Origin of the sequence: Phytohabitans houttuyneae (genome assembly GCF_011764425.1) — a bacterium.
In the GTDB taxonomy this organism is placed as follows: Bacteria; Actinomycetota; Actinomycetes; order Mycobacteriales; family Micromonosporaceae; genus Phytohabitans; species Phytohabitans houttuyneae.
The window spans coordinates 952,709-974,760 of the sequence record NZ_BLPF01000004.1 but is presented as its reverse complement, the minus strand read 5'-3'; the positions used below and the strand labels follow the sequence as shown (position 1 = coordinate 974,760).

At 72.1% G+C, this 22,052-nt stretch carries 16 protein-coding genes and 1 pseudogene; 7 read left to right on the top strand and 10 right to left on the bottom strand.

What is annotated here, in order from left to right:
- Window positions 1-27: 27 nt before the first annotated feature.
- Window positions 28-315 (bottom strand): hypothetical protein, encoded by a 288-nt coding sequence (locus Phou_RS46560; RefSeq protein ID WP_173070626.1) that lies wholly within the window; start codon window positions 313-315, stop codon window positions 28-30.
- Window positions 316-571: 256 nt separating this feature from the next.
- Here Phou_RS46560 and Phou_RS46555 point away from each other — a divergent pair, with 256 nt between their 5' ends.
- Window positions 572-2,848, top strand: coding sequence for a sensor histidine kinase (locus Phou_RS46555; protein ID WP_173070624.1), 2,277 nt, complete (start codon window positions 572-574; stop codon window positions 2,846-2,848).
- The gene (locus tag Phou_RS46550; RefSeq protein ID WP_281365193.1) at window positions 2,827-3,525 is read left to right on the top strand and encodes a response regulator; all 699 of its coding nucleotides are present in this window, start codon (window positions 2,827-2,829) and stop codon (window positions 3,523-3,525) included. Before Phou_RS46555 ends, Phou_RS46550 begins: the two co-directional genes overlap by 22 nt.
- Here the strand turns inward: Phou_RS46550 and Phou_RS46545 are convergent.
- Window positions 3,522-3,830 (bottom strand): hypothetical protein, encoded by a 309-nt coding sequence (locus Phou_RS46545; protein WP_173070622.1) that lies wholly within the window; start codon window positions 3,828-3,830, stop codon window positions 3,522-3,524. The genes Phou_RS46550 and Phou_RS46545 overlap by 4 nt on opposite strands.
- Before the next feature lie 284 nt (window positions 3,831-4,114).
- Here Phou_RS46545 and Phou_RS46540 point away from each other — a divergent pair, with 284 nt between their 5' ends.
- Entirely contained in the window at window positions 4,115-4,294 is a 180-nt protein-coding gene (locus Phou_RS46540) for a hypothetical protein (RefSeq protein WP_173070620.1), read from the top strand.
- Window positions 4,295-4,326: 32 nt separating this feature from the next.
- On the opposite strand, the gene Phou_RS46535 is transcribed toward Phou_RS46540, so the two are convergent.
- Complete coding sequence (locus Phou_RS46535; RefSeq protein ID WP_246274690.1) at window positions 4,327-5,562, bottom strand: ROK family transcriptional regulator; 1,236 nt, start codon at window positions 5,560-5,562, stop codon at window positions 4,327-4,329.
- Window positions 5,563-5,765: 203 nt separating this feature from the next.
- On the opposite strand from Phou_RS46535, the gene Phou_RS46530 reads away from it, so the two are divergent.
- On the top strand, window positions 5,766-8,135 hold the full coding sequence (locus Phou_RS46530; protein ID WP_173070618.1) for a putative bifunctional diguanylate cyclase/phosphodiesterase: 2,370 nt from the start codon (window positions 5,766-5,768) through the stop codon (window positions 8,133-8,135).
- Between the two features lie 581 nt (window positions 8,136-8,716).
- Here the strand turns inward: Phou_RS46530 and Phou_RS46525 are convergent.
- Together Phou_RS46525 and Phou_RS46520 are read right to left on the bottom strand one after the other, a co-directional pair.
- Complete coding sequence (locus Phou_RS46525) at window positions 8,717-9,304, bottom strand: TMEM165/GDT1 family protein (protein ID WP_173070616.1); 588 nt, start codon at window positions 9,302-9,304, stop codon at window positions 8,717-8,719.
- Between the two features lie 228 nt (window positions 9,305-9,532).
- The gene (locus tag Phou_RS46520; RefSeq protein ID WP_218579611.1) at window positions 9,533-10,870 is read right to left on the bottom strand and encodes an MFS transporter; all 1,338 of its coding nucleotides are present in this window, start codon (window positions 10,868-10,870) and stop codon (window positions 9,533-9,535) included.
- A gap of 207 nt (window positions 10,871-11,077) precedes the next feature.
- Here Phou_RS46520 and Phou_RS46515 point away from each other — a divergent pair, with 207 nt between their 5' ends.
- Complete coding sequence (locus tag Phou_RS46515; protein ID WP_173070612.1) at window positions 11,078-11,944, top strand: SDR family oxidoreductase; 867 nt, start codon at window positions 11,078-11,080, stop codon at window positions 11,942-11,944.
- Here Phou_RS46515 and Phou_RS46510 read toward each other — a convergent pair.
- The 3 genes from Phou_RS46510 to Phou_RS46500 form a co-directional block, all read right to left on the bottom strand.
- Window positions 11,928-13,178, bottom strand: coding sequence for a DUF1501 domain-containing protein (locus Phou_RS46510; protein ID WP_173070610.1), 1,251 nt, complete (start codon window positions 13,176-13,178; stop codon window positions 11,928-11,930). The genes Phou_RS46515 and Phou_RS46510 overlap by 17 nt on opposite strands.
- A gap of 1 nt (window position 13,179) precedes the next feature.
- A complete protein-coding gene (locus tag Phou_RS46505; protein ID WP_173070608.1) occupies window positions 13,180-14,439 on the bottom strand; it encodes a DUF1800 domain-containing protein in 1,260 nt (419 codons plus the stop codon).
- Between the two features lie 72 nt (window positions 14,440-14,511).
- The gene (locus Phou_RS46500) at window positions 14,512-16,452 is read right to left on the bottom strand and encodes an arabinofuranosyltransferase (protein ID WP_173070606.1); all 1,941 of its coding nucleotides are present in this window, start codon (window positions 16,450-16,452) and stop codon (window positions 14,512-14,514) included.
- 167 nt (window positions 16,453-16,619) lie between these two features.
- On the opposite strand from Phou_RS46500, the gene Phou_RS46495 reads away from it, so the two are divergent.
- Together Phou_RS46495 and Phou_RS46490 are read left to right on the top strand one after the other, a co-directional pair.
- Window positions 16,620-18,344, top strand: coding sequence for a hypothetical protein (locus Phou_RS46495; RefSeq protein ID WP_173070604.1), 1,725 nt, complete (start codon window positions 16,620-16,622; stop codon window positions 18,342-18,344).
- A 439-nt stretch (window positions 18,345-18,783) separates the two neighbouring features.
- A pseudogene (locus Phou_RS46490) lies at window positions 18,784-19,075 on the top strand (transposase); the annotation flags it as partial.
- 210 nt (window positions 19,076-19,285) lie between these two features.
- Here Phou_RS46490 and Phou_RS46485 read toward each other — a convergent pair.
- The gene (locus tag Phou_RS46485; protein ID WP_246274688.1) at window positions 19,286-20,449 is read right to left on the bottom strand and encodes a glycosyltransferase; all 1,164 of its coding nucleotides are present in this window, start codon (window positions 20,447-20,449) and stop codon (window positions 19,286-19,288) included.
- A 10-nt stretch (window positions 20,450-20,459) separates the two neighbouring features.
- Window positions 20,460-22,049, bottom strand: a complete 1,590-nt coding sequence (locus tag Phou_RS46480) for a lipid II flippase MurJ (protein WP_173070602.1) — start codon at window positions 22,047-22,049, stop codon at window positions 20,460-20,462.
- Window positions 22,050-22,052 lie beyond the last annotated feature (3 nt).

Sequence of the window (22,052 nt, the reverse complement as noted above, 5' to 3'; positions counted from 1 at the left end):
ACGACGCGCCCCGGGCAGGGCCGGGGGCTACTCTCCCGGGTCGCCGTGACGTAGCAGTGCCATCCGCCGTACCGGTACACCGTTGAGCGACTCGCCAGCCGCCTGCTCTCCCGCCAGGGCCCGCACATAGGCGGCCACCCGGTCGACCGCCTGGCGGCCGTCGCGGAGGGTCAGCGCGAGCGGCGACTCCCAGCCGGCTGCCATGCCCAGCTGAGCCGCGTGCGCGGCGTCGTACCCGGCCAGGAACGCCGCCGCCTGGTCCAACGCGTGTGCGGCGCAGTTGAGCTCGCGCCGCACCTCGACTTCATCGATCATGACCGACTCCCCCACACGAGTCATGCCTCCTGATGGGTGGGTGCCGGCCGGTCGCGGGCTGGCGACGCGACCGGCACCAAGGAAATACATCCGGTGCGAACCTAAGCACGCAGAGTCACTCGGTCGAGCCGATACACGCGGAAGCTGTCCACAATGCGCAGCGTTAACGGATGCCAACTACCTCCCGAGGTATAGGTGCCCTACACCCTCGGTCGGATGCCCGCGGCCGGCGTGGCGCCCTATCGTCATATCCGTCATGGGGGTCCTGCGAAGCTGGGTGCTGCCCGCACTGCTGGCCGCCGGTCAGGCGGCGCTGTGGCCGGGTCTTCCCTTGCTGCTCGGCACTTCGGTCGACCGGGTGGAGGTGGCGGCCGCACTCGCCGCGACCGCGCTGGCCTGCACCGCGCTCGGCTGGCGGCTGCGGGCACCGGTCGGCGCGCTGGCCGTGATCATCCCGGCACTGACGCTGGGCCTCGTCGCCACACCCCGCGACTCCCTCGTGGTGCTCATCTTCGCCGACGTCATTGCGCTGTACTCGGTGGGCGCCCGCCGGCCGGTCCGCGTCACGTTCGCGGTCACGGTCGTGCTCATCGCGTGGCAGGCGGCCATCGGCCTTTTCCTGTACCGCGACCCGCGCGACTACCTCGGCAACATCGTGATCGGCGTCGTCGTGTACCTGCTCGCGGCCGGCCTGGGGCGCAGCCGGCGGCGATGGCGGGCGGCCCGTCGCGAGGCCGCCGACCGCCTGGCGCGGGCCGAGGCCGACCGGCAGCAGGCCTCGGTGCAGGAGCGCCAGCGGCTGGCCCGCGAGCTGCACGACGTGAGCGCGCACCACCTGACGTCCATTGTGGTCACCGTGACCGCCGCTCAGCGCCTCGCCGCCCGGCAGCCGGAGCTCGCCGGCGAGGCGCTGGAGTTCGCGGCCCGCACCGGCCGGGAGACCGAGTCGGCGCTGCACCGCCTCGTCGCCGTCATGCGCGGTGTCGAGCTGGAGGGCGGATCCGGGCTGGGCCACCGGATCGAGGAGCTGGCGGCCGGCTTCGCCGCGCTCGGCCAGCCGGTCACCACCCGGCTGAGCGTGGACTCGTTGGCCGGCCCGGTCGCCGACGCGGCGTACGGGATCGTGCGCGAGGCGCTCACCAACGCGCTGCGCCACGCCCCCGGAGGCGCCGTGGAGGTCGCGCTGTGCCAGCGCGGCGGCGCGGTCGAGGTACTCGTCGCAAACGGCGCCGCCACCGCACCGGCCGCCGCCGGCGGGCTGGGCTCCGGGCGGGGCATGGCCGGCATGCGGGAGCGGGCGGCGTCCACGGGTGGCACGCTCGACGCCGGACCGGACCCCGACGGCGGGTGGCGGGTGCGCGCGCTGCTGCCAGAGTCGGCAGCGTCCACAATGGAGCGTTCGTTGCGGCGGGTGCGCGGGCCGAGGCTGGCCGACATCGCGATCGCGCTGGCCGCCGCGGCGCTCCCGGTCGCGCTGATGCTCGTGCCCGACCCCACGATGCCGCGGGTGGACGGCGCCGCCGCGGCGCTCGCGGCCCTGCTCACCGCGGCACACGCCCTGCCGCTGCTGTGGCGCCGCCGCGCGCCGTGGCTGGTGCTCGGTGCGGTGCTTTCCACCACCGCGCTGTGGCCGGTCGTCGCCGGGCTTCGACTGCTGCCGGACTCCTCGCTCGCGGCGCTCTTCGCGGGCATCGGCGCGGACCTCGTCGCCGTCTACGCGGTCGCCGCGTACGGCCGGCCCCGCCACCTCACCTGGCTCTCGATACCGCTCGCCGCGGGGGTGCACGGCGCGGTAACGCTGCTGACGTTCGCGCTCGACGGGTGGCTGATGGGGCAGCCGATCGCGCCGGCGCCGATGGGCGTCCTGCTCGTGCCCACCTCCGCGCCCTACCTGCTGCTCGCCGCCCCGGTGTGCGTCGCCGGCTTCGTGGCCCGGCTGCGCCGCGAGGGTGTCGTGTCCCGGGAGCGGCGGGCGGTGGCCGCTTCCACGGCGAGCGCGGTCGAGCTCGCGTACGCCGAGCGGCTGCGCATCGCCGCCGGGCTGCGCGCCGCGGTGCTGCGGCACGCCGCGCAGGTCACCGAGGCAGCCGAGGGCGGCCGGTTGGACGCGGTACTGGAGTCCGCCCGCGCGGCGCTGGCGGCGATGCGTGACCTGCTCGGCGACCTGCGGGTGGACCCGGAGCGGACGCCACAGCCCACCGCGGCCGCGATCGACGCGCTCTGCCGCGAGCTGCGCGCGGCCGGGCGGCGGGTCGAGCTCGACTCCCCGGCGCCGGTGCCGATGCTGCCGCCGGCGGTGGACGTGTCGGCGTACCGCGTGGTGGAGACCGCCCTCGGCGCGGGCGACGACGGCCCGGCGCGGGTGACCCTCGGCTACGGTCCGGCCGACCTGCGGATCACGGTGACCGGCGTGCCCTCGGCGACAGCCGGCCCGGTCGCGGCCGGGCTGCGGGCGCGGGTCGCGGCGATCGGCGGCCGCATGACGGTGGACCAGACAGGGACGATGGACGTATGGCTGCCCTCCGGGACGTGACCCGCATCCTGGTCGTCGACGACCAGCCGGTCGTGCGCGCCGGGTTCGCCGCCATCCTCGACGCCGAGCCTGACCTGTCCGTGGTCGGCATGGCCGCCGACGGCGCGGCCGCGGTCGAGCTCGCCGGCAGCCTGCGCCCGGACGTGGTCGTGATGGACATCCGCATGCCGGGCATGGACGGGCTGACCGCCACGCGGCTGCTCACCGGCGCGCCGGACCCGCCGCGGGTGCTGGTGCTGACCACGTTCGACCTCGACGCGTACGTGTTCGAGGCGCTGCGCGCCGGCGCGTCCGGCTTCCTGCTCAAGGACGCCAACCCCGACGACCTGCTGGCCGCGATCCGGGTGGTCGCGGCCGGCGAGGGCATGCTCGCGCCGGCGGTCACGCGGCGCCTGATCGCGGCGTTCGCCGGTGGGGCGCTCGCCCCGCCGTCCGAGGTGTCACCGCCGCCCGGGCTCACCCCGCGCGAGCGGGAGGTGCTCGCGCTTGTCGCGAGTGGACTGTCCAATGCGGAGATAGGCGAGCGCCTCGGCGTCGCGACCGGCACGGTCAAGACCCACGTCAACGCGCTGCTCACCAAGCTGGACGTGCGCGACCGCGTGCAGGCCACGATCCTCGCCTACGACATCGGCCTGGTGCGGCCGCGGCGCGCGGCCCCGCCTGGCGCGGGCCCTTAGCGCAGCCCGATCGGGGCGATGCGCGCGTTGACCTGGGTGACGAGCACGCTGATCCGGCCGGCCACCTGGGGCTCGGCGCGCACGACCTCGTCCAGCCGGGCCCGCCACTTGGCCGTCTCCACGAACGGCCGGTCGGCCTGCGGGCCGTGCAGCATCCGGAACGAGTCGCGCAGGGCGTCTCCCGCGGCCACGCCGAGCAGGCCCGACACCTCGCCGTGCAGCCACGGGTAGAGCGCCGCTGAGTCAAGCGCCGCGACGATGGCGGAAGCGCCGTCCCACGCCACGCGCTCGGTGTGCACAACCATGGTTTCCTCCCGCTCACCACCGCCCGCCGGGCAGTGACCCCGGCCACAGGCGTACCCGCACTCTACCCAGCGATACAGGACGATTTCCTTGTCCGGCATGACGATTGGCGCCTCGGCCGTTCGTACCGTCATCGCATGGTCGAACGAAGCGGGCGGGGCACCGGCGTCCTGGCGACGGCGGCGGTGATCGCGGGTGTTGTGGCGCTGGCGCTGATCGTCCTCGGATTCTGGCTGCGCGGGTGGGTGCTGGCGAGCGACGGGCCGCGGTATGGAGATCCTCGCTGGTGGCTGGGGTGCTCAGCCACATCGGCGGTTACCTGGCGCTGGGCAAGACTGGCTTCAAGGTGGCGATCGCGGTCGTGCTCGGCGCGTCGGGCCTGGCCGTGCTGGTCCGGGAAAAGCGCCGCGAAGGCCGCGAAGCCAAGCGCGAACTGCCTGGCACGAGCGCGGAGGAGCCGAGCTGAGGGCCTGCGGGGGTCCTTGGCATCGGGAGCCCTCAGGCGCTCGCCTTCGTGCCGGCCAGGGTGGCGAGCGGGTCGGCCATCAGGTCGGCGAAGCCCAGCTCGGCCGCACCGACCAGAGTGGAGTCGTCGCCGAGGGCGGAGGTGCGCAGCCGCACCCGCTCGCGGGCGACCGGCAGCACGTTGGTGGCGATGCGGTGGCGCACCTGGGGCGCGGCGCCCGGGTACACGTCGCGGAGCATGCCGCCGAAGATCACCATGCCGGGGTTGAAGAGGTTGATGAGGTTGGCGACACCGATGCCGAGCCAGTCGCCGATGCGGCGCAGCGCCTCGCGGGCCGTCTCGTCCCCGCGGTCGGCGTCGTCGACCACGGCCCGCAGCGCGTCGCGGCCCCACGTCTCGGCGGGGCGTCCGGCGGCGTCCAGCAGCGCCCGCTCCCCCACCTCCGCTTCCAGGCAGCCGTGCGAGCCGCAGCCGCAGGGCCGGCCGTTGTACGGGTTGACGACCATGTGCCCGAGCTCGCAGCCGTACCCACCGTCGCCGTCGAGCAGCTTGCCGCCGACGATGATGCCGCCGCCCACGCCGACGTCGCCGTGCAGGTAGAGCAGGTTCTGCAGGCCGACGCCCGCACCCCGGTGCTGCTCGGCGAGTGCGCCGAGGTGCGCCTCGTTGCCGACCGGCACAGGGATGCCGAGGCCCAGCCGGCGGCTCAGCTCGGCGCCGAACGCCTGGTCGACCCAGCCCATGTCCGGCCCGAAGCGCACCATGCCGTCGCCCGGCCGGATCATCCCGCAGTAGGACGCGCCGATCCCCACGCAAACCGAGTCCGCCGGCGCCGCCTCGTGCAGCTGGCGGCCGAAGCGGGCGAGCACCTCCACGACGTGGTCGAGGTCGGCGCCGGCACGTGCCCGCACCGCCTCGCGGCGGTCCAGCACCGCGCCGCCCAGCCCGACCCGCGCGGCCACGAGCCGGTCGACGGCGACGTCGAAGGCCAGCACGTACGCCCAGTTGGGCCGGACCCGCACGACGAGTGAGGGACGGCCGGCGCTTCCGAAGCTGCCGGTCGGCGGCTCCTCGCGCACCAGGCCGGCGGCGCTCAGCTCGGCGGTGAGCGCCATGATCGTGCTGCGGTTGAGCCCCATGCGCTCGGCCAGTTCGGCGCGCGACATCGAGCCGCCCAGGTGGACGTGGCGCAGCAGCGTACCGACGTTGTGCCGGTGGATCTGCTCCTGCGCCATCCCGATCGCGGGCGTCCTGGGGGCTCTCGACATTCTGGGAAACCTCGTCCGAGGGGACTTTTCCAGGATCGTAAATTGCCACCGACCAGCGCCGCCACATCGGCGGGCGGAGGCGGAAAATACCGATTAGTCCGTAGGTACGTCGCTCGGGTGAGCAGTAGACTCACGGCGCTGCCTAGCCGTTTTGGCCGCACCCAGGGGGTTTCCACTCGACCAGGGGAAATGGGACGAAGATCGTGATCGGTGCGCCGCGCCGCGCGTGGCTGATCGTTCTGGCCGGCGGACTGACGCTGGCCCTCGTGGCTTGGCCCCTCCCGGATGCCGTCGCCGCCCCGATCTGGATCGTGACGCAGCTTGTCACCGTCGGCGTGGCGACCTTCGCGCTGACGAGCCGGGAGGCGCTGCACCGTTCCGGCTGGTGGGTGCTGCTGGCCAGCTGCGGCCTCGGCCTCGCCAGCGCCGCACTGCACCTCGTGCCCGGCGACGACCTCTCCGACGCGGCCTGGCCGATCGCGCTGGCCGCCCGCTCCGCGCTCTTCGTGCTCGGCCTGATCCTGCTGCTCGGCGCCCGCCGCGCCCAGCCCACCGACCAAAACTTCCTGGACGCCGGGATCGTCGCGGCCGGCCTGGCGATCGTGGCGTGGGCGTTCATGATCGAGCCGTGGCTCAGCGACACCCCGCCGAATGCGGAGTTCGCCGGTGTCGTCATCTGCTTCGGCGCGCTCGACCTGCTGCTGCTCACCCTTTCCGTCCGGATCGTCTCCAGCCCGTCCTCGCGTACGCCGAGCATGCTGCTGCTCGCCGTCGGCGCCAGCGTGGTGCTCGCCGCCGACCTCGCCTCGATCGTCCGGGTGGGCGCCCACGCGCTGGACGGCTTCCAGCCGGGCGGGCTTGTCTTCACCGCCTGGCAGCTCTGCGGCGTGCTGATCGCGGCCGCCGCGCTCCACCCGTCGTACGGGCGGGGCTACCGCCGGCCCGACGGCGGCACCGAGGACGTGCTGCCTCGCGTCCGGTTCGTCACGTTCGTCGTGGTTGCCCTACTGGCTCCCGTCGTGCCGGTGGTCGGCCTGATCACCTCCAACCTCATCCCGGACCAGACCGTGCCCGCCCTGATCGGCGCCGCCGCGCTCACCTGTGCGCTGCTGGTGCTGCTCGTCGTGCGACTGGGCAACTTCGCCCGCCTCGCCATGCGCCGCGCCCGCGCGATGAACGTGCAGTCGGCCGCCCTCATGATGCAGGCCACCGCGCTCCAGCAAGCGCTGGACGAGCAGCAGTCGCTGCAGCAGGAGCTGGCCCACCGCGCCCTGCACGACCCCCTCACCGGCCTCGCCAACCGCGCGGTGCTCGCGGAGCGGCTGGAGCGGCACCTGCACGAATCCGGCCGCGCCCCCGGCGGCCTGCTCCTCATCGACCTCGACGGCTTCAAGGACGTCAACGACACGCTCGGCCACCCCACCGGCGACGAGCTGCTGGTCCGGGTCGCGGAGCGGCTGCGGGTGGCCGCCGACGGTGCCGACACGGTGGCGCGGCTGGGCGGCGACGAGTTCGCGGTGCTGCTCACCGACAGCCCCGCCGACCGTTGCAGGCAGGTCGCCGCGCGGGTCATCGAGACCGTCCGCGAGCTGTACCCCCTCGCCGAGCGCCAGGTCATGCTGGCCGCCAGCGGCGGCCTGCTGATCCTCAACCCCGAGCGCACCGAGCCCGCCGAGGCGCTGCGCGACGCCGACCTCGCGCTCTACGCGGCCAAGGAGGCCGGCAAAAACCAGGTCGTGGAGTTCAGCCCGCGCATGCGCGAGGCCCGCCTGCGCCACGCCGAGCTGGCCGCGAGCCTGCGCGCCGCGCTCGCCGCCGACGCGCTCACCGTGCTGTACCAGCCGATCGTCGACATCCGCTCGGGCCAGCCCGTCGCGCTGGAGGCCCTGCTGCGGTGGCGCACGGCCGACGGGCGAAACGTGCCGCCGAGCCAGTTCATCGCGGTGGCCGAGGAGATCGGGCTGGTGGTCGACGTCGGCTGCAAGGTGCTGCGCGACGCGACCGCGCAGGCGAGCACGTGGCACGCGCGCCACGACGTCGCCGTTAGCGTGAACGTATCCGCCCGGCAGCTCTCCTCCCCCAGCTTCGCCACCGACGTCCTCACGATCCTCGCCGACCGCTCGCTGCCGCCCGCCGCCCTCATCATCGAGATCACCGAGACCGTCCTGGTCGAGGCCGCCGGTGCCGCCGGCGAGCTGGCCCAGCACGCGCTGACCGCGCTGCGCGAGCAGGGCGTGCGCATCGCGGTCGACGACTTCGGCACGGGCTACTCGTCCCTGGCCTACCTGCAGCGCCTGCCCATCGACATCCTGAAGATCGACCACACCTTCACCGCGACGCTCGACTCCCCCGGCGAACGCGGCGAGCGCTTCGTCGGCGCCATCCTCGGCCTCGGCTCAAGCCTCGGCGTCCCCACGGTGGCCGAGGGCGTCGAGACCGCACGCCAGGCGGCGCTGCTGCGCGAGCTCGGGTGCCCGCTCGCCCAGGGGTACCACTTCGCGCGCCCCTGCCCGCCCGAGGGCATCCTCGACTACCTGTCCACCCCGGTCGCCCTCCGCGCCTCACTCTCGTAGCGCCCACTCGCGGCCGTCGCTACCGGCGCCCCCGCCTGATCACCGGATTCAAAAGGACTTGGGCTACCGCGATGTCCGCGGTGGTCCAGACCGTTGCTCCCGCGGCCTCACCCTCCGCGCTGGGCAAGCTCAACCCCGGGTCCCGTTGAGATCGTGGACGTCTACTGCCCCTACAGGGACTCAACAGCCCCTACAGGGGCAGCAAACGACCACGATCTGCTATGCGAAGACCTTTGTCGACGCCGATCAAGGAGCCAGTGTGGTCTAAACCGTTGTCCACCGTCCTCGCGATCGCCCAGACCGCCCCGCTCGGTGTAGACGGATTCGGCCCACCTCGACCCCAAAGCTCTTCCTCGAGGGGGACTGCTCTTCCGCCAGCTGATGGGGAAGGTGCCAGGCAGACGGGCTTCGGGCGCAGAGCTTGCGCTGGGCGCGCGGCTTTCGTGCGGGACGATCGTGGTATGGGTCGGCCCTCTGGAGGCGAATCGGTACCACGATCTGTTTTGCGGCGGGCCATGCGGGCTGGCGCCGGCGGCCCGATCTGTTTGAGACGGCGCGGACTCCGAAGGTTGTGACGCGGGTCAGGTGAGTTGGGCGATGGCGTCCACGACGAGCCAGATGCCGAAGATGGCGAAGAGCGCGGACGCGCCGTACCTGATGGCCTTCTCGGGCAGGCGGCGGCCAAGCATGCGGCCGGCGAGGATGGCCAGGGCGTCGGCGGCGACCATGCCGATCGTCGAGCCGATCCACGTGCCGAGCCAGCCGTGCTGGGTGGCCAGCGTGATCGTCGCCAGCATCGTCTTGTCGCCCAGCTCCGCCAGGAAGAACGCCACCGACACCGCGACGATCGCCGACCGCTTGGTCCGTTCCGCCTTGGCCTTCTCGTCGTCGGTGAGGCTGTCACCGCGCAGCGTCCACGCCCCGAACGCGAGAAACGCCACGCCCGCCGCGAGCGCGATCCACCCGGTCGGCAAGGCGGCGCCCAGCCCGTAGCCGACGCCCACCGATACCGCGTGCACGACGGTCGTGGCGATGGTGATGCCGAGCAGCACCGGCCACGGCCGGAAGCGGGTGGCGAAGGTCAATGCCATCAGCTGCGATTTGTCGCCCAGCTCGGCGACGAAAATGACCCCGAAACTCACCGCCAGAGCGGCCAGGAAACCTTCCACAACGCCCTTCCCGGAACAGAGCCGGGACCGGGCATGAGCGACCTCGACCCGGCTTGACAGCCAAGTCGAAGGTCTCGCCCGCCCTTTGTGGGGCCGCGTGGCCGGGCACACGAAACGCGCACCAGTATGTCGACCACGACATTGGGAGCTACTCCCCTTCGCGCTCACGACCATATCCACCGCGCGGCGACCCGGGCACGCGCCGAGACGAAGATCACCCTGGGGTCGTCAGTGAGCGCCGGCCCGATGCGGCACGCCCGCCGGCGCCGGCGGACCGGGGCGCGCGGGGAGCTGCGGGCGGGGTGAGCCGACCGTCGGGGCGGCGATGTCGATGTCGCGGGTCTCCCGGGAGAAGAGGAAGGCGACCAGCGAGACCAGCGCGGTCAGGATGATCCAGCCGGCGACAAGCCACGGCGACCCGCCGCCGGCGCGCAGCAGTGCGGCGGCCACCAGTGGGGAGAAGCCGGAGACGACGGCGCCGACCTCGCGGGAGGCGGCGAAGCCGGTGTACCGGACGCCGGCGCCGAACAGCTCGGCGTAGAAGATCGGCTGCACCGCGATCATCGGTGCGAAGCCGAGCGCCATCGCGGTCACCATCGCCAGCCAGATCACCACCGGCTCGCCGGTGTCCACCAGCAGGAAGAGCGGCACCGCGAAGACTGCCGTGAACACCACGCTGAAAAGGTTGAGCGGGCGGCGGCCGATGCGGTCGGCGAGTGCGCCGTACACCGGCTGGAGGGCGATCACGACAAGGCTGAACAGGATCACTCCGGTGAGCGCGACCGCCCGGCTCTGCTTCTCCTCGTTGACCAGGTACGTGATCATGAATGTGCCGTAGACGTACACGACGGCGGTGTCGCAGACGTGCGCTCCCACCCCGACCAGGAAGCTGCGCGGGTAGCGCCGCAACGTGGTCAGCACCGGCGAGGGGACGATCGTGCGGTCGCGCTCCATCGCCAGGAAGACCGGCGACTCGGCGACCCGCAGCCGCACGTACAGCGAGACGAAGATGAGCACGAAGCTGGCCAGGAACGGCAGCCGCCAGCCCCACTCCCGCACGGCGTCGGTGCCGAGCAGCTGCACCAGCAAGAACGCCACCGTGCCGGTGAGCAGCCCCAGCTGCACGCCGGTCTGCACGAAGGAGGCGTAGTAGGCGCGGCGGCCGCGGGGCGCGTGCTCGGCCAGCAGCGTTGACGCCCCGCCGAACTCCGCGCCCGCGCCCAGGCCCTGGCAGATTCGGGCGGTGACCAGCAGGATCGGGGCGAGCACGCCGGCCGTCTCGTACGTCGGCAGGAGCCCGACGATCCCGGTGGCGAAGCCCATCAGAAGCGTCGTCATCACCAGGGTCGAGCGGCGGCCGATCCGGTCGCCGAGGCGGCCGAAGAAGAACCCGCCCAGTGGCCGGAAGATGAAGGCAACCCCGAAGGTCGCGAACGAGGCCAGGATCTGCACCGGCTCGGATGCGTTGGGGAAGAACAGGTCACCGAGGACAAGAGCCGCGGCGAGGCCGTAAATGAAGAAGTCGTACCATTCCAGGGCGGTCCCCACCAGGGACGCCGCGACCACTCGGCGCAGCTCAGCACCGCCCTCGGGCGATACGGCGGAAGTCGGCCTGGTCAAATCTGGGCGCTCCGGCGGAGATGGGACGGGTGGGATACGCAACGGCGGGTTTCTGGGACGGGGGTTTCGCGGCAGGGTACAGCGTGCCAGGTTTAACGCCGCCCGTGTTGGTTTCGCGGGCGTGTTGCTGATCGTGGGAAGGACGATGTCAGGGTGACGCGTTCCGCATCCTCACCTGCACTCGCCGTAACCGGCTCGACCGGCCGCCTGGGCCGCCGGGTCGCCGATCGGCTCTCCGCCGCCGGCCTGGCCCAGCGCCTCGTCGTCCGCGATCCCGACCGCGCGCCGAGCCTGCCGGGCGCCGAGGCGGTCCGCGCCGACTACTCGGACGGCGCCGCCGCACGGGCCGCTCTCGAGGGCGTCACGACGCTCTTCATGGTCTCCGGCGCCGAGGAGCCGGGGCGGGTCGAGGCACACCGCACGTTCATCGACGCGGCGGCCGCGGCGGGCGTCACGCACCTTGTGTACACGTCGTTCTTCGGCGCCGCGCCGGACGCCACGTTCACGCTCGCCCGCGACCACTGGGCCACCGAGGAGCACATCGCCGCGAGCGGCCTGAATGCCACGATCCTGCGCGACAACCTCTACATCGACTTCTTTCCGCTCATGGTCGGCGACGACGGCGTGCTGCGCGGTCCGGCCGGCGAGGGGCGCGTCGCGGCGGTCACGCAGGACGACATCGCCGACGTGGCGGTGGCGGTGCTGCGCGAGCCGGACAAGCACGTCAACGCGAGGTACGACCTGACCGGCCCGGCCGCCCTGACGCTGCGCGAGGTCGCGGCGACGATCGCCGAGGTCACCGGAGACAAGGTCAGCTACCAGGACGAGTCGCTCAACGAGGCGTACGCGTCACGGGCGAAGTACGGTGCGCCGGCCTGGCAGGTGGACGCGTGGGTGAGCACGTACACGGCGATCGCCGCGGGCGAGCTCGACGGTGTCACCACTGCGGTGCCGACCCTCACCGGGCACCCGGCCACCAGCCTGGCGGAGCACCTGGAAAGCGTTAAGCGGGCGGGATGAACGGCAGCGAGATGCCCTGGTACCCGTCGATGTACTTCGCGGGGTCGGCCTGAAGCACCGAGTCGAGGACCGTGCCGAAGACCTCGCGGAAGTCGAGCGTCGCCTTGAGGTCGCCGTCGTCAAGGTCGGTCAGGCTGGGCTGCTCGCCGTAGAGGCCGCCCGCGACGCCCGCGCCGAGCACGAAGACGGGACCGGCCGTGCCGTGGTCGGTGCCGTCGGAGGCGTTGGCCCGCACCCGCCGGCCGAACTCGCTGTACACGACCACGACCACGCGCTTTCCGGCCTCGGTGCGCGCCATCCGGGTCACGAAGTCGGTCAGCGCACCGTCGAGCTGCTTGAGCAGGTACTCCTGCCCCACCCGCTCGGCCGCGTGGGTGTCGAATCCGCCGAGGCTCACCGAGTACACCCGGGTCGGTACCCCCGCCTCGACACACCGCGTGACCAGGGCGAGCTGCGCCGCGAGCGCGCTGTCGCCCCCGGTGCCGGTCGCCGGCAGGTCCGGCGTCTCACCCTCGCCCGGTGTGTGCGTGACGGTTCCGGCCTCGCGGACGACCTTTTCCATGCTGACCAGGTCGGCGTACGCCGCGGCGGCCCTGGCCTGCATCGGCGGCTCGCCGGCCTGGCCCTGTCCCAGCGCCGTGACCACGTCCGGGCTGATCCACGACGGCACGCTCAGCCCGCGGTAGCTGACGCAGGCGCCAACCCGCGTCCGGCCGACAAGCAGCGGCGGCAGCACCGGCTCGAAGCTCACCGCCGCCTCGACCGGTGCCTTCGTGCCGTCCAGCCACCGCCCGATCCAGCCCGTGGAGACGGGGCCCGCGGGAGAGGCCGACTGCCAGATGTCCATGGACCGGAAGTGGCTGCGGTCGGGCTTGGGGTAGCCGACGCCCAGCACGACGGCGAGGCGCTTTTCGTCCCACAGCCGCTTCATCCCCGGCATCGCGGGGTTGAGCCCCAGCGCGTCGTTGAGGTGGAGCACCTGCTCGGGGGCGTACGCCAGCTCGGGGCGGGCCGAGTGGTAGGCGGGGTCCGCGTACGGGACGACGGTGTTCAGGCCGTCGTTGCCGCCATACAGCGTGACGACGACAAGCGTCGGCTCGGCCTGCTCCGGCGGCGCACCGGTCGACTTGTGCAGCAGCTCGTAGAAGCCCAGCGCCAGCGAGCCGGTGGCCAGCGCACCGGCTCCGGCGACGCCGGAGGCGAGGAGAAATCGCCGTCGAGTCAGGGCATCCACGTCAGGTCACCTGGTACTCGGGGCTCACCAGGCCGAGGGTGAGCAGCAGGCGGGCGTCGCGCTCGCCCCGCAGCACCGCGTAGGTCCGGTCTGTCCACTTGTCCACGCACAGGATGTAGGCCACGTCCTCGGGTGTCATGCGGCTCGGTGCCACAAGGTCGGCGAGCTGCTTGGCCATGGCCAGCTTGACGTTGGCCGCGGCCGAGGTGAGCCACGCGGTGCCCGCCGGCCAGCCGCCGACGCTGGGCGGCGCGAAGGGCCGCTGGCCAAGGCTTTCCAGCGCCCAGTACAGCCGGGTGAAGACCTCCGGCTTGAGCCGCACGGGTCGCAGTCCCAGCTGGCGCAGCGCTCCGACAAACCATTCCACCGGCTGTTTCACCATCGTCCCGCGGGTCGCTTGGAAGGCGTCGTCTTCGAACAGCACCCGCAGCATCGCCATCGGTTTTGGAAACGCGGCTGCCATGCTTTCCCGCACCCGCTCGGGAATCGGCTCGCTGGACGACGCGTACCTGTACCACATCCGGGTCGCGATGAACCGAGGGCAGGCGCGCTGCTTGACCAGCAGGTCGACGAGGGAGTGCGGGTCGAAGTCGGCGGTCGTGCCGAGGATTGTCTTCCGCCCGTTGTCGTGGTGCTGAGGGTCGAAGACCAACGCGTCCTTGTCGAGCACGACCCGATAGCCGGTCAACGTCCGCGCCGCCTCTTTGATGTCCTTCTCGGTGTACTGCCCGATGCCGAGGACGAAAAGCTCGAACAGCTCGCGGGCGAGGTTTTCGTTCGGCGCGTTCTTCTTGTTGTGCTGTCCGTCCAACCAGTACACCAACGCCCGGTCGTTGACCATCCGGTGTGCCATGTCGACGAAGTCGCGCGAGCCACGCAACGCCCGGTGCTGCCCGAGCATCAGCTGTGCGCTGCCGAGCTTTGTGGCCCAGTGGCCCTGCCAGAAGAACTGGAGCCGCTCCACGGCCTGATGGCTGGCCACGACCATGCGGTCCAGCCACCAACGGGAGATCGACTCCAGCTGCACCCTCCGCTGGGCGTGCGCCCTTTCGGTCTGTGCCGGGGTCGGGGTCAGCAGCCGGGCGAAAGGGTCGAGCCCCAGCACCGGGATCGGTGCGTCTGTCGCGCCGACGTCCGGCCCGACCGGGGCGACCAATGCGGACACTGTGCGCTCGTATCCGGACTGCTGCGCCGCGGCCAGCTCGGCGGCGGTGGGACCGAAGCCGGCGCGGCGCAGCAGCAGCGCGACGTCCCCGGTCATGATGCGAAGATAGGCGACCGCCGACACCACGGCAAACGCCACCGGCCGGGGTCACACCCCCTGGCCTGCCCCTCAGCCCTGCCGCAGCACCGCCACAACGGTCGAGTCCACCATCGTGATGTCGAAGTACTCGGGCTGCACGAGCCGCCTCGGAAACTCGATCTGCCGCACGGTCGTACCGAACGGGAACGCGTCGTCACGGATCTTGAGGGTCAGCGTGTCCTTGTTGGAGTGCAGCGCGATCACGTCGATGTCGTCGTACGGGTTGTCGCCCGCGCGCGCCGCGAACTCGGCCGGCCCGCTGGACCGGGCGAGCTCTTCGAGGAAGTCCAGCCGAGCGCGAAACTGGCTGGTCGGGTGGCTGTAGTTGGCGCTCCACTGCACGAAGCCGTAGTAGGGGTACATGGCCAGCAGGTCCGGATGGCTGGTGAGCACGACCGGCCGGCCGGGTCCCTTGTAGCCGGCCTCGATGACCTCGTTCAGCCGCTCGGGCGGCGCGCCCTTCCACGGCTCGGCGCCGGCCTCGTGAAACGGCGGCAGCTTGCCGTTGGGCAGTGCCTGGTTGTGCGCGTTCTTGGCGTCGGCGAGCACCAGCTCGACAAACCGGTTGCCGGCGAAGACCGCCAGCAGCGCGGTGCCCACCACGGCGAAACGCCACACGACGTCGGCGGAGAAGTTGTCCGCGGCGAAGCGGGCCACCCGCGCGACCGCCATCGCGGCCGCGGCGAGCAGCAGGATCGGCACAAGCTCGCGCATCCGGAACGACATCAGCGGCTTGTCGATCGCGAGGAAAACGAAACCGACGGCGTGCCACACGTACAGCGAGACGAGCACGATGAGCATCGCCCGCGAGAGCGCTTCTTTGACGGTGGCGAGCAGGAACACGAGGCCGATCAGGCAGAGCGCGCCGATGACCGACGGCTCGAGCATCGGGAGGGCGAGCTTTCCGGAGTTCGGCGTGATCCAGCGGTTGTTGAGCGACTCGAAGTGACCCGATGTCAGGAAGTTCCAGGCCAGCGGCGCCCAGTACACCGAAGAACCGAGCGCGGCGACGCCGAGCGCGATGAAGGTGCGGCTCGCCTCTCGCCAGCTGAACTGCCCGCGCAGCCGCGCGTCGACGAAGTAAAGGCACAGGACGATCGGCAGGACGAAGAAGTAGTAGTAATAGACGGTGAACAGCACGGCGCCGATGAGGCCGAGCAGCACCGGATGCCAGCGCCGCACGCCCGCCCTTTGCAGGCCGTGACCGGCCATCAGCCACCAGGGGATGAAGGCGACAAGCACGATCCAGGCGTACGACTCGCTGAGGCTGGGCAGGATGAGCGCCGCCGAGGAGATGAGCGCGGCCACGCGCGGGGCGACGATCCGGCGCCACAGCAGGTACGAGACGATCGGGGCGAGAAACGCGACGGTGATCGTGCCGAACTTGAGCATGTGCCACGGCGCCGTGCCACTGAGGTCGGCGGCCCGTCCCAGCACCCAGAAGAACGCCGGCGCGTAATAGGCCGGAAGGTCGCGATAGGTGTAGTCGCCGCCCCACCACGAGTCCGCGAAGCGCGTGACGTACTCGGTGCGGAACAGTTGGTCGCCGATCAGGCCGTACATGTCGAACGGCGTACCGTGCAGGGCGGTAAGGATCGTCAGCGCGCCGAGGCCGCCGAAAAGGGCGGGGATCAGATCCGCGTCCCAGGACCATCCGCGCTTGCGGGCCCACCACATGGCACCGGCGGCCAGCGCGGCGAGAATGAGCGGTGCGCTGCGCAGCCCGTACTGCACCCGTCCGGAATAGGGGTTGAACTCCGCCGCTATTCCGAGCGCGTGAATTCCGATGACGGCGAGGCCGACAGCGGCCGCGAAAATGAGCGGCCGCATCGCCACCAGCACGCTCTTTCCGCGGGGTAGGGCGAACGCGCGCCGCGGCTTTTCCCGTTGTGTACCGGAATGTTCCTGGATCGCCGCCGGCTGTTCCGTCCGACTCGGCGGTCCGTCGAGTTCGTCGAGAACGCGTTCCATCGGCGCTCCGGTCCTGTGCGAGTTATTGAGGGTGCGGAGGGGTGAGCCGCCGTAGCGTAGCGTGTCCGTTCACGCCCTGGGCAGCACGCGGCGGCAGCACCCCTTACCAGGGCACGTGCCCTGGCTCGCTAGGATCCGCATACGGTAAGAGGCGGGGAGGATGCGGCATGCAGCCAGGCAGTCCGTACCACCTGATCGAGGCGATCGGCTCGTGTCAGGTGGGCAGTGTCTGGTCGGCCATCGACCCACAGGGCCGGTCCCTGATGGTGGCGCTGCTCGACCCCAACGTGGCCATCGACCAGCGGTGGCGTGAGGCGTTCCAGGAGGCGGCAAACGCGCTCGTGCAGGCCGGCGAGCCCGGCTGGCTGTACGCGGACTTCGCCTCCGGCGCCCCCTGGGTGGCGTATTCGGCGGAGAACGGCATCGGCGCGGAGCGGGTGTTTCTGGCGCTGGGCATGGACTTCCAGCAGGTGCCGCCGGACGGGACCGGGCCGCTCGACCACGCGCCGTACGAGCCGGCGACGCAGGTCACCCCGCCACCAGCCCCGCCGGAGCAGCCGACAGCGCCGGCCCAGCAGCCGCTGCCGCCGGGCATCATCGACACCGCGACACCGGCCGAGGCGCCGCCGACCACCGTCTTCCCGCCGGTGCAGCCCGGCCCGCCGGCCGCCGAGCAGGCGCAGCCGGTCGCCGCCCAGCAGCCTCCCGCGCAGCCGCCGGCACCTGCCGCACCGCAGTCGGCGCCGCCCGCTCCGGCCGCGCCGGCCGCCGAGAGCCCGGTCGACGACTTCGAGAGCACGCAGCCGACCCAGCGGATGCACCTGCCGCCCACGGCGCAGGCGGCACCGCCGGTCACCCCGTGGGCGGGTTCGGCCGCGCCGCAGTCGGCACCGCCGGTTTCGCAGCAGCCCTCGCCGGTGTCGACGCCGCCCGCCACCTACGGCCAGCCGACCTCGGGAGCACCGCACCCGGTCTCCGGCGCACCACATCCGGTTTCCGGCGCGCCCACCTCGGTGCCGCCGCACCCCACGTCGGTCCCACCACACCCGATCTCGGGCGGTCCGCGGCCGGTCTCCGGCACGCCCATGTCCCCGGCGTACGGGCAGCCGCTCTCCCCCGCCTACGCCGCACCGGCCCCGGCATACGGGCCGCACCCGCCGCACGGCCCCGCGCCGTACGACCCTTACGCGCCCGTCGCCCCGCCGCCACCGCGCCGCTCCCGCACCGGGATGTGGATCGGCATCGCGGTGGCGGTGCTGGTGCTCATCGCGGGCGGCGGCGGTGTCTACGCGTGGAGCGCCTCCGGCGGCGACCCGAACCCGCCGGCAAACAGCGCATCCGCCAGCGCGCTGCCGCCCGAGGCGCCCACCGGCCCGCCGGTGTCGCCCGGCATCGAGCCGCCGAAGCCCGGCAAGTGGCCGGAAAACTGGCCGCACGTCACCGAGCGCGACAACGTCAAGACACTGTCCAGCTTGGACGGTCTGGGCTTCGCGCTCAAGGTGCCGCAGGACTGGGACTGCGCGCTGGCCGGCAAGGCGCAAGGCTTCGTGCGGTACAGCTGCGGCGCCCGCCAAGGCCAGCCGAACGAGATCGGCGGCGAGCTGATCGTGCGCGACTGCCCGCAGCCCTGCAACGACCAGCAGCAGACCACGATGCGCATGGCCGAAGAGGCGTGGGGCGTGCCGTGGACCCGCACCGGCCAGTACACGACGATCGGCGAGCAGCTCCTCGACGGCGAGCAGCGCCACGCGCTCATCGTGGTCGCCTACTGGCGCGGCGGCAGCGACGGCGTGGTCAACAAGCAGCTGGTGCTGCGGATGACCTCACCGGTCCGCGAGGCACAGGAGTTGCGCCGCATCGCCACCTACCTGCGAGACGTGCTGGTCTTCTAAGAACGACATCGAGCTACCGCGACGCCCGTCGTGGTCCAGACCGTTGCTCCCGCGGCCTCACCCTCCGCGGTGGGCAAGCTCAACCCCGGATCCCGTTGAGATCGTGGACGTCTACTGCCCCTACAGGGGCAGCAAACGACCACGATCTGCTCTGCGAGGACCTTTGTGTGGTCTAAACCGTCGTCCACCGCCCTTACGATTACCCAGACCGCCCCACGGGCAGCCGACTATGGGCCGAATCCGTCTATACCGAGCGTGGATGGTGCCGTTGCAGACGCCGATCACGAGGGCTTGGGCGTGGCCGCCGGGTCTCTATAGGCCCGCCGGACCGTTGCTCCCGCAGCCTCACCCTCCGCGATAGGCACCTCACCCCAAACGACCGCTCCCGCAGCCCGACGTCGAGCGACCGCGCGGTGACGCCTTCGACGCGGCGTCCGCCGCCGCGCCACACCAGCGCACCGACGCCCGGACGGCAGCGCACGGACGCCGGGCGGCGGGCGCTGACCACCACCGCCGGCGACCTGGGACTACGCATCCCGAAACTACGCGCCGGTAAGTTCTTCCCCAGGCCGCTGGGGAAGAACGCCTGCGGCGGGTGGACCAGGCGCTGTTCGCGGTGGTGACGGAGTGGTCAAAGCCGTCGGCGCCGATAGCGGCACGCCAATTCCGAGGTCTCGCGGATCTGCACAGACCTGGACCAGGAAATCGGCGCGTTCCGGGACCGGTCTTTGGCGGCCGCGTTCCCGTGCGCGTCAACCGGTCGATCAGGCGTGACGGCCCGATCTGCGGGAGCAGGCCGTTGGGGTGAGCCGCCCGGCCGCGGACGGTGAGGCCGCGGGAGCAACGGTCCGGACCACCGCGGACGTCGCGGCAGCTCGCATAACAAACGGGCCTCGGTCCTATTCTCCGATAAACCTCGCCGGGCCAGACGGCGAGCGGCATTACGCGCGCGCCGCCTCGGCGATCCAGGCGCTCATGCGGGCCGCGAACTGTCTGGTCGAAAAGCGGCTGGCCTGCGCCGCCATGCGATCCGGTGCCAGCTCGCCCAGCCGGCGGACCAGCGGGACGTACGCACCAGGGTCGCGGGAGTCGACCAGGAAGCCTGTCTCGCCGTGCGCGACGGTCTCCAGCAGGCCACCGCGGCGTAGGCCGAGCACCGGTGTGCCGCAGGCCTGTGCCTCGACCGGGATCATGCCGAAGTCCTCGTGCACCGGAAACAGCAGCGCCCGCGCGCCCCAGTACAGCCGGCGGAGGCGGTCGCGGTTGGGCTGCAGGATGAACGTGACCTGGACCGACGCGCGGTCGGCCAGGCGGCGCAGCGCTTCCTCCTCGGGGCCGGAGCCGGCGATGACCAGCGGCAGGCCGGTGGCGTGCGCGATCTCGATGATGAGGTCGAAGTTCTTGTACGGGATCCACCGGCCCACGCCGAGCAGGTAGTCGCGCGGCTGGTTGCGGTCTTCGTCGGGCGCGGCCATGAAGTAGTCGGTGTCGACCGGCGGGTTGATGACGACCGCGTCCCGCCGCCAGTACCGCTGGATTCGCGCGCGCACCTCGCGCGAGTTCGCCGCGTACGCGTGGACGTGCCGGCTCAGCTGCACGTCGGCCACCTGGAGCAGCCGCCTCGGCACGGTGAGCAACGGGCTCGACCCGCGGCCGTCGAAGTCGGGGCTCCACACGTAGCGCGCGGGCGAGTGCACGTAGCTCAGGTAGCGGGTGCGCGCCGGCGAGCCGAGCCGCACGGTGTGCGCGAACGCGTGGCTCGAGGAGATGACCACGTCGAACCGCTCGCGGCTCAGCGTGCGCCAGGCCAGCGGCATGAAGGGCAGCGCGGCCGCCTTCGCCCGGCGCAACGGCGTGCGGGCCAGCCACGACTCGCGCAGGCCGGGCTCCACCGCGTCGTGGTCCTTCCAGAGCACGAAGCGCTCGCCGTGCGGGACGATCCGTCCAATGTGGCGGAACACTTCCTCGGATCCGCCGGTCGCGCCGAACCACTCGTGCACCAACGCCACCGACCGCCCGGCCAGCGGCCCGGGAGCGGTCTCGGCGCTCGCCCGCTGCGCGGGCACGCCGTGGCGGCTCGCCAGGTGCTCCCCGTGACCTCTCACCCACCGCTCCTCATGCCGGATTCGCTGCCTGCCGGCGGGGACGATACCGTGACGGCCACCGATTCGCCGCCCTGTGCCGGCACGGCCGCAGCGTCCCCTCGGTGGGCGGTGGGGTCTTGCGAAGCCGCGCGAGCAGGCCGGACACGAAGGTCCGCCGCAGGTGTGGCACCACGAAAACGTAGAGGCCGAAGACCGCCAGGATCGCGGTGCAGGAGGCGGCCAGCCGGATGACGCCGGGGCCGCTGAGCAGCACACCGACCCCGGTCGCCGCCGCCGCGCCGGGCAGGAGCAGCGCGATCAGGACGAGGCTGTAGCGCAGGATCCCCAGGCACCACGCCGCGATGGCGAACGTCAGCACCCCGCACACCGACGCCGCGGCACCGATCGTGAACGGGCCCCAGTAGCGGTACAGCAGCAGGTTGACGGCGACCGAGGCGCCGAAGGAGACGGCCATGACGATCGCGACGCGCAGGTTGGCGCCGCGGGCGTTGAGGACCTTGACCAGCGTGTACCCGACGACCTGCGCCCAGATGCCCAGCGCGAAGCCGAGCAGCAGCACCGACGAGGTCTCCACCGCGGAGTCGTCAAACTGGCCGCGGGCGTAGAGGAACGTCACGATGCCGGTGCTGTTGACCGAGAGCATCACCGCGAGCGGGATCGTCACGAGCAGCACCGGTGGCACGAGCCGCCGCAGCCCACCCAACACCTCGCCCGCGCTCATCTTCGCGAAACCGGCGAGCCCGGCCAGCCCCAGCGGCGCCGCCAGCAGGGCCATGCACGAGTCGACGACGAAGCGGGCGTACTCGGTGGCGGCGACCACCTCGACCCCGAGCAGCGAGCCGACGATCCGCTCGACCGCGATCGAGCCCTGCAGGATCACCGGGATCAGCAGCAGCGGTCGCAGCCGCCGCCAGAACATGCCGAGCGCGAGCCGGTACCCCGCGCGATCGGGCAGGTCGGCCGGCCCATCGCCGGCGCGCAGGTAGCCCTTGCGCCGCACCCAGTAGAAGCCCCACGCGTACAGGGCGAGGAACGGGGCGGTGAAGCCCCACGCGAGCAGCGTGACGTGCCCGGTGTGGTACGCGGCCACGGTCGCGCCGATCAGTCCGATGCTCAGCGCCGAGGCGCGCAGGTTGATCAGGCGCACGTCGTCGTGGGCCAGCGCCACGAGCGTGTAGAGGTTGTAGAGCACGCAGGCGGGCACGCCCAGCGCGGCGATGGCGAGCATCGAGGCGGCGATGCCGGCGGTGCCGTCGTCGAGTCCCGGCGCGAGCAGGTCCACCCACGTGTGCCGGCTGATCAGCAACGCCACCAGCAGCGCGAACGAGAAGATCGCGAGCACCGTGCGCACCGTGCGGTAGAGCGCCAGCGCGAGCGCCGAGCCCTCCTTGCGGTACTGCACGTAGAGCGGCAGGAAGCCGGCCGAGAGCGCGTCCGCGGTGAAGAAGTTGATCGGGACCATCGTGGCGGTGAGCGCCACCCGGTTGGCCGCGACCACGCGCCCGGCGCCGAAGAGCGCGGCGAGCAGCACCTCCCGGACCAGCCCGAGGACCTTCCCGGTGAGGCCGCCGAGCACGAGCCGGAAGAAAATCTTGACCATCGT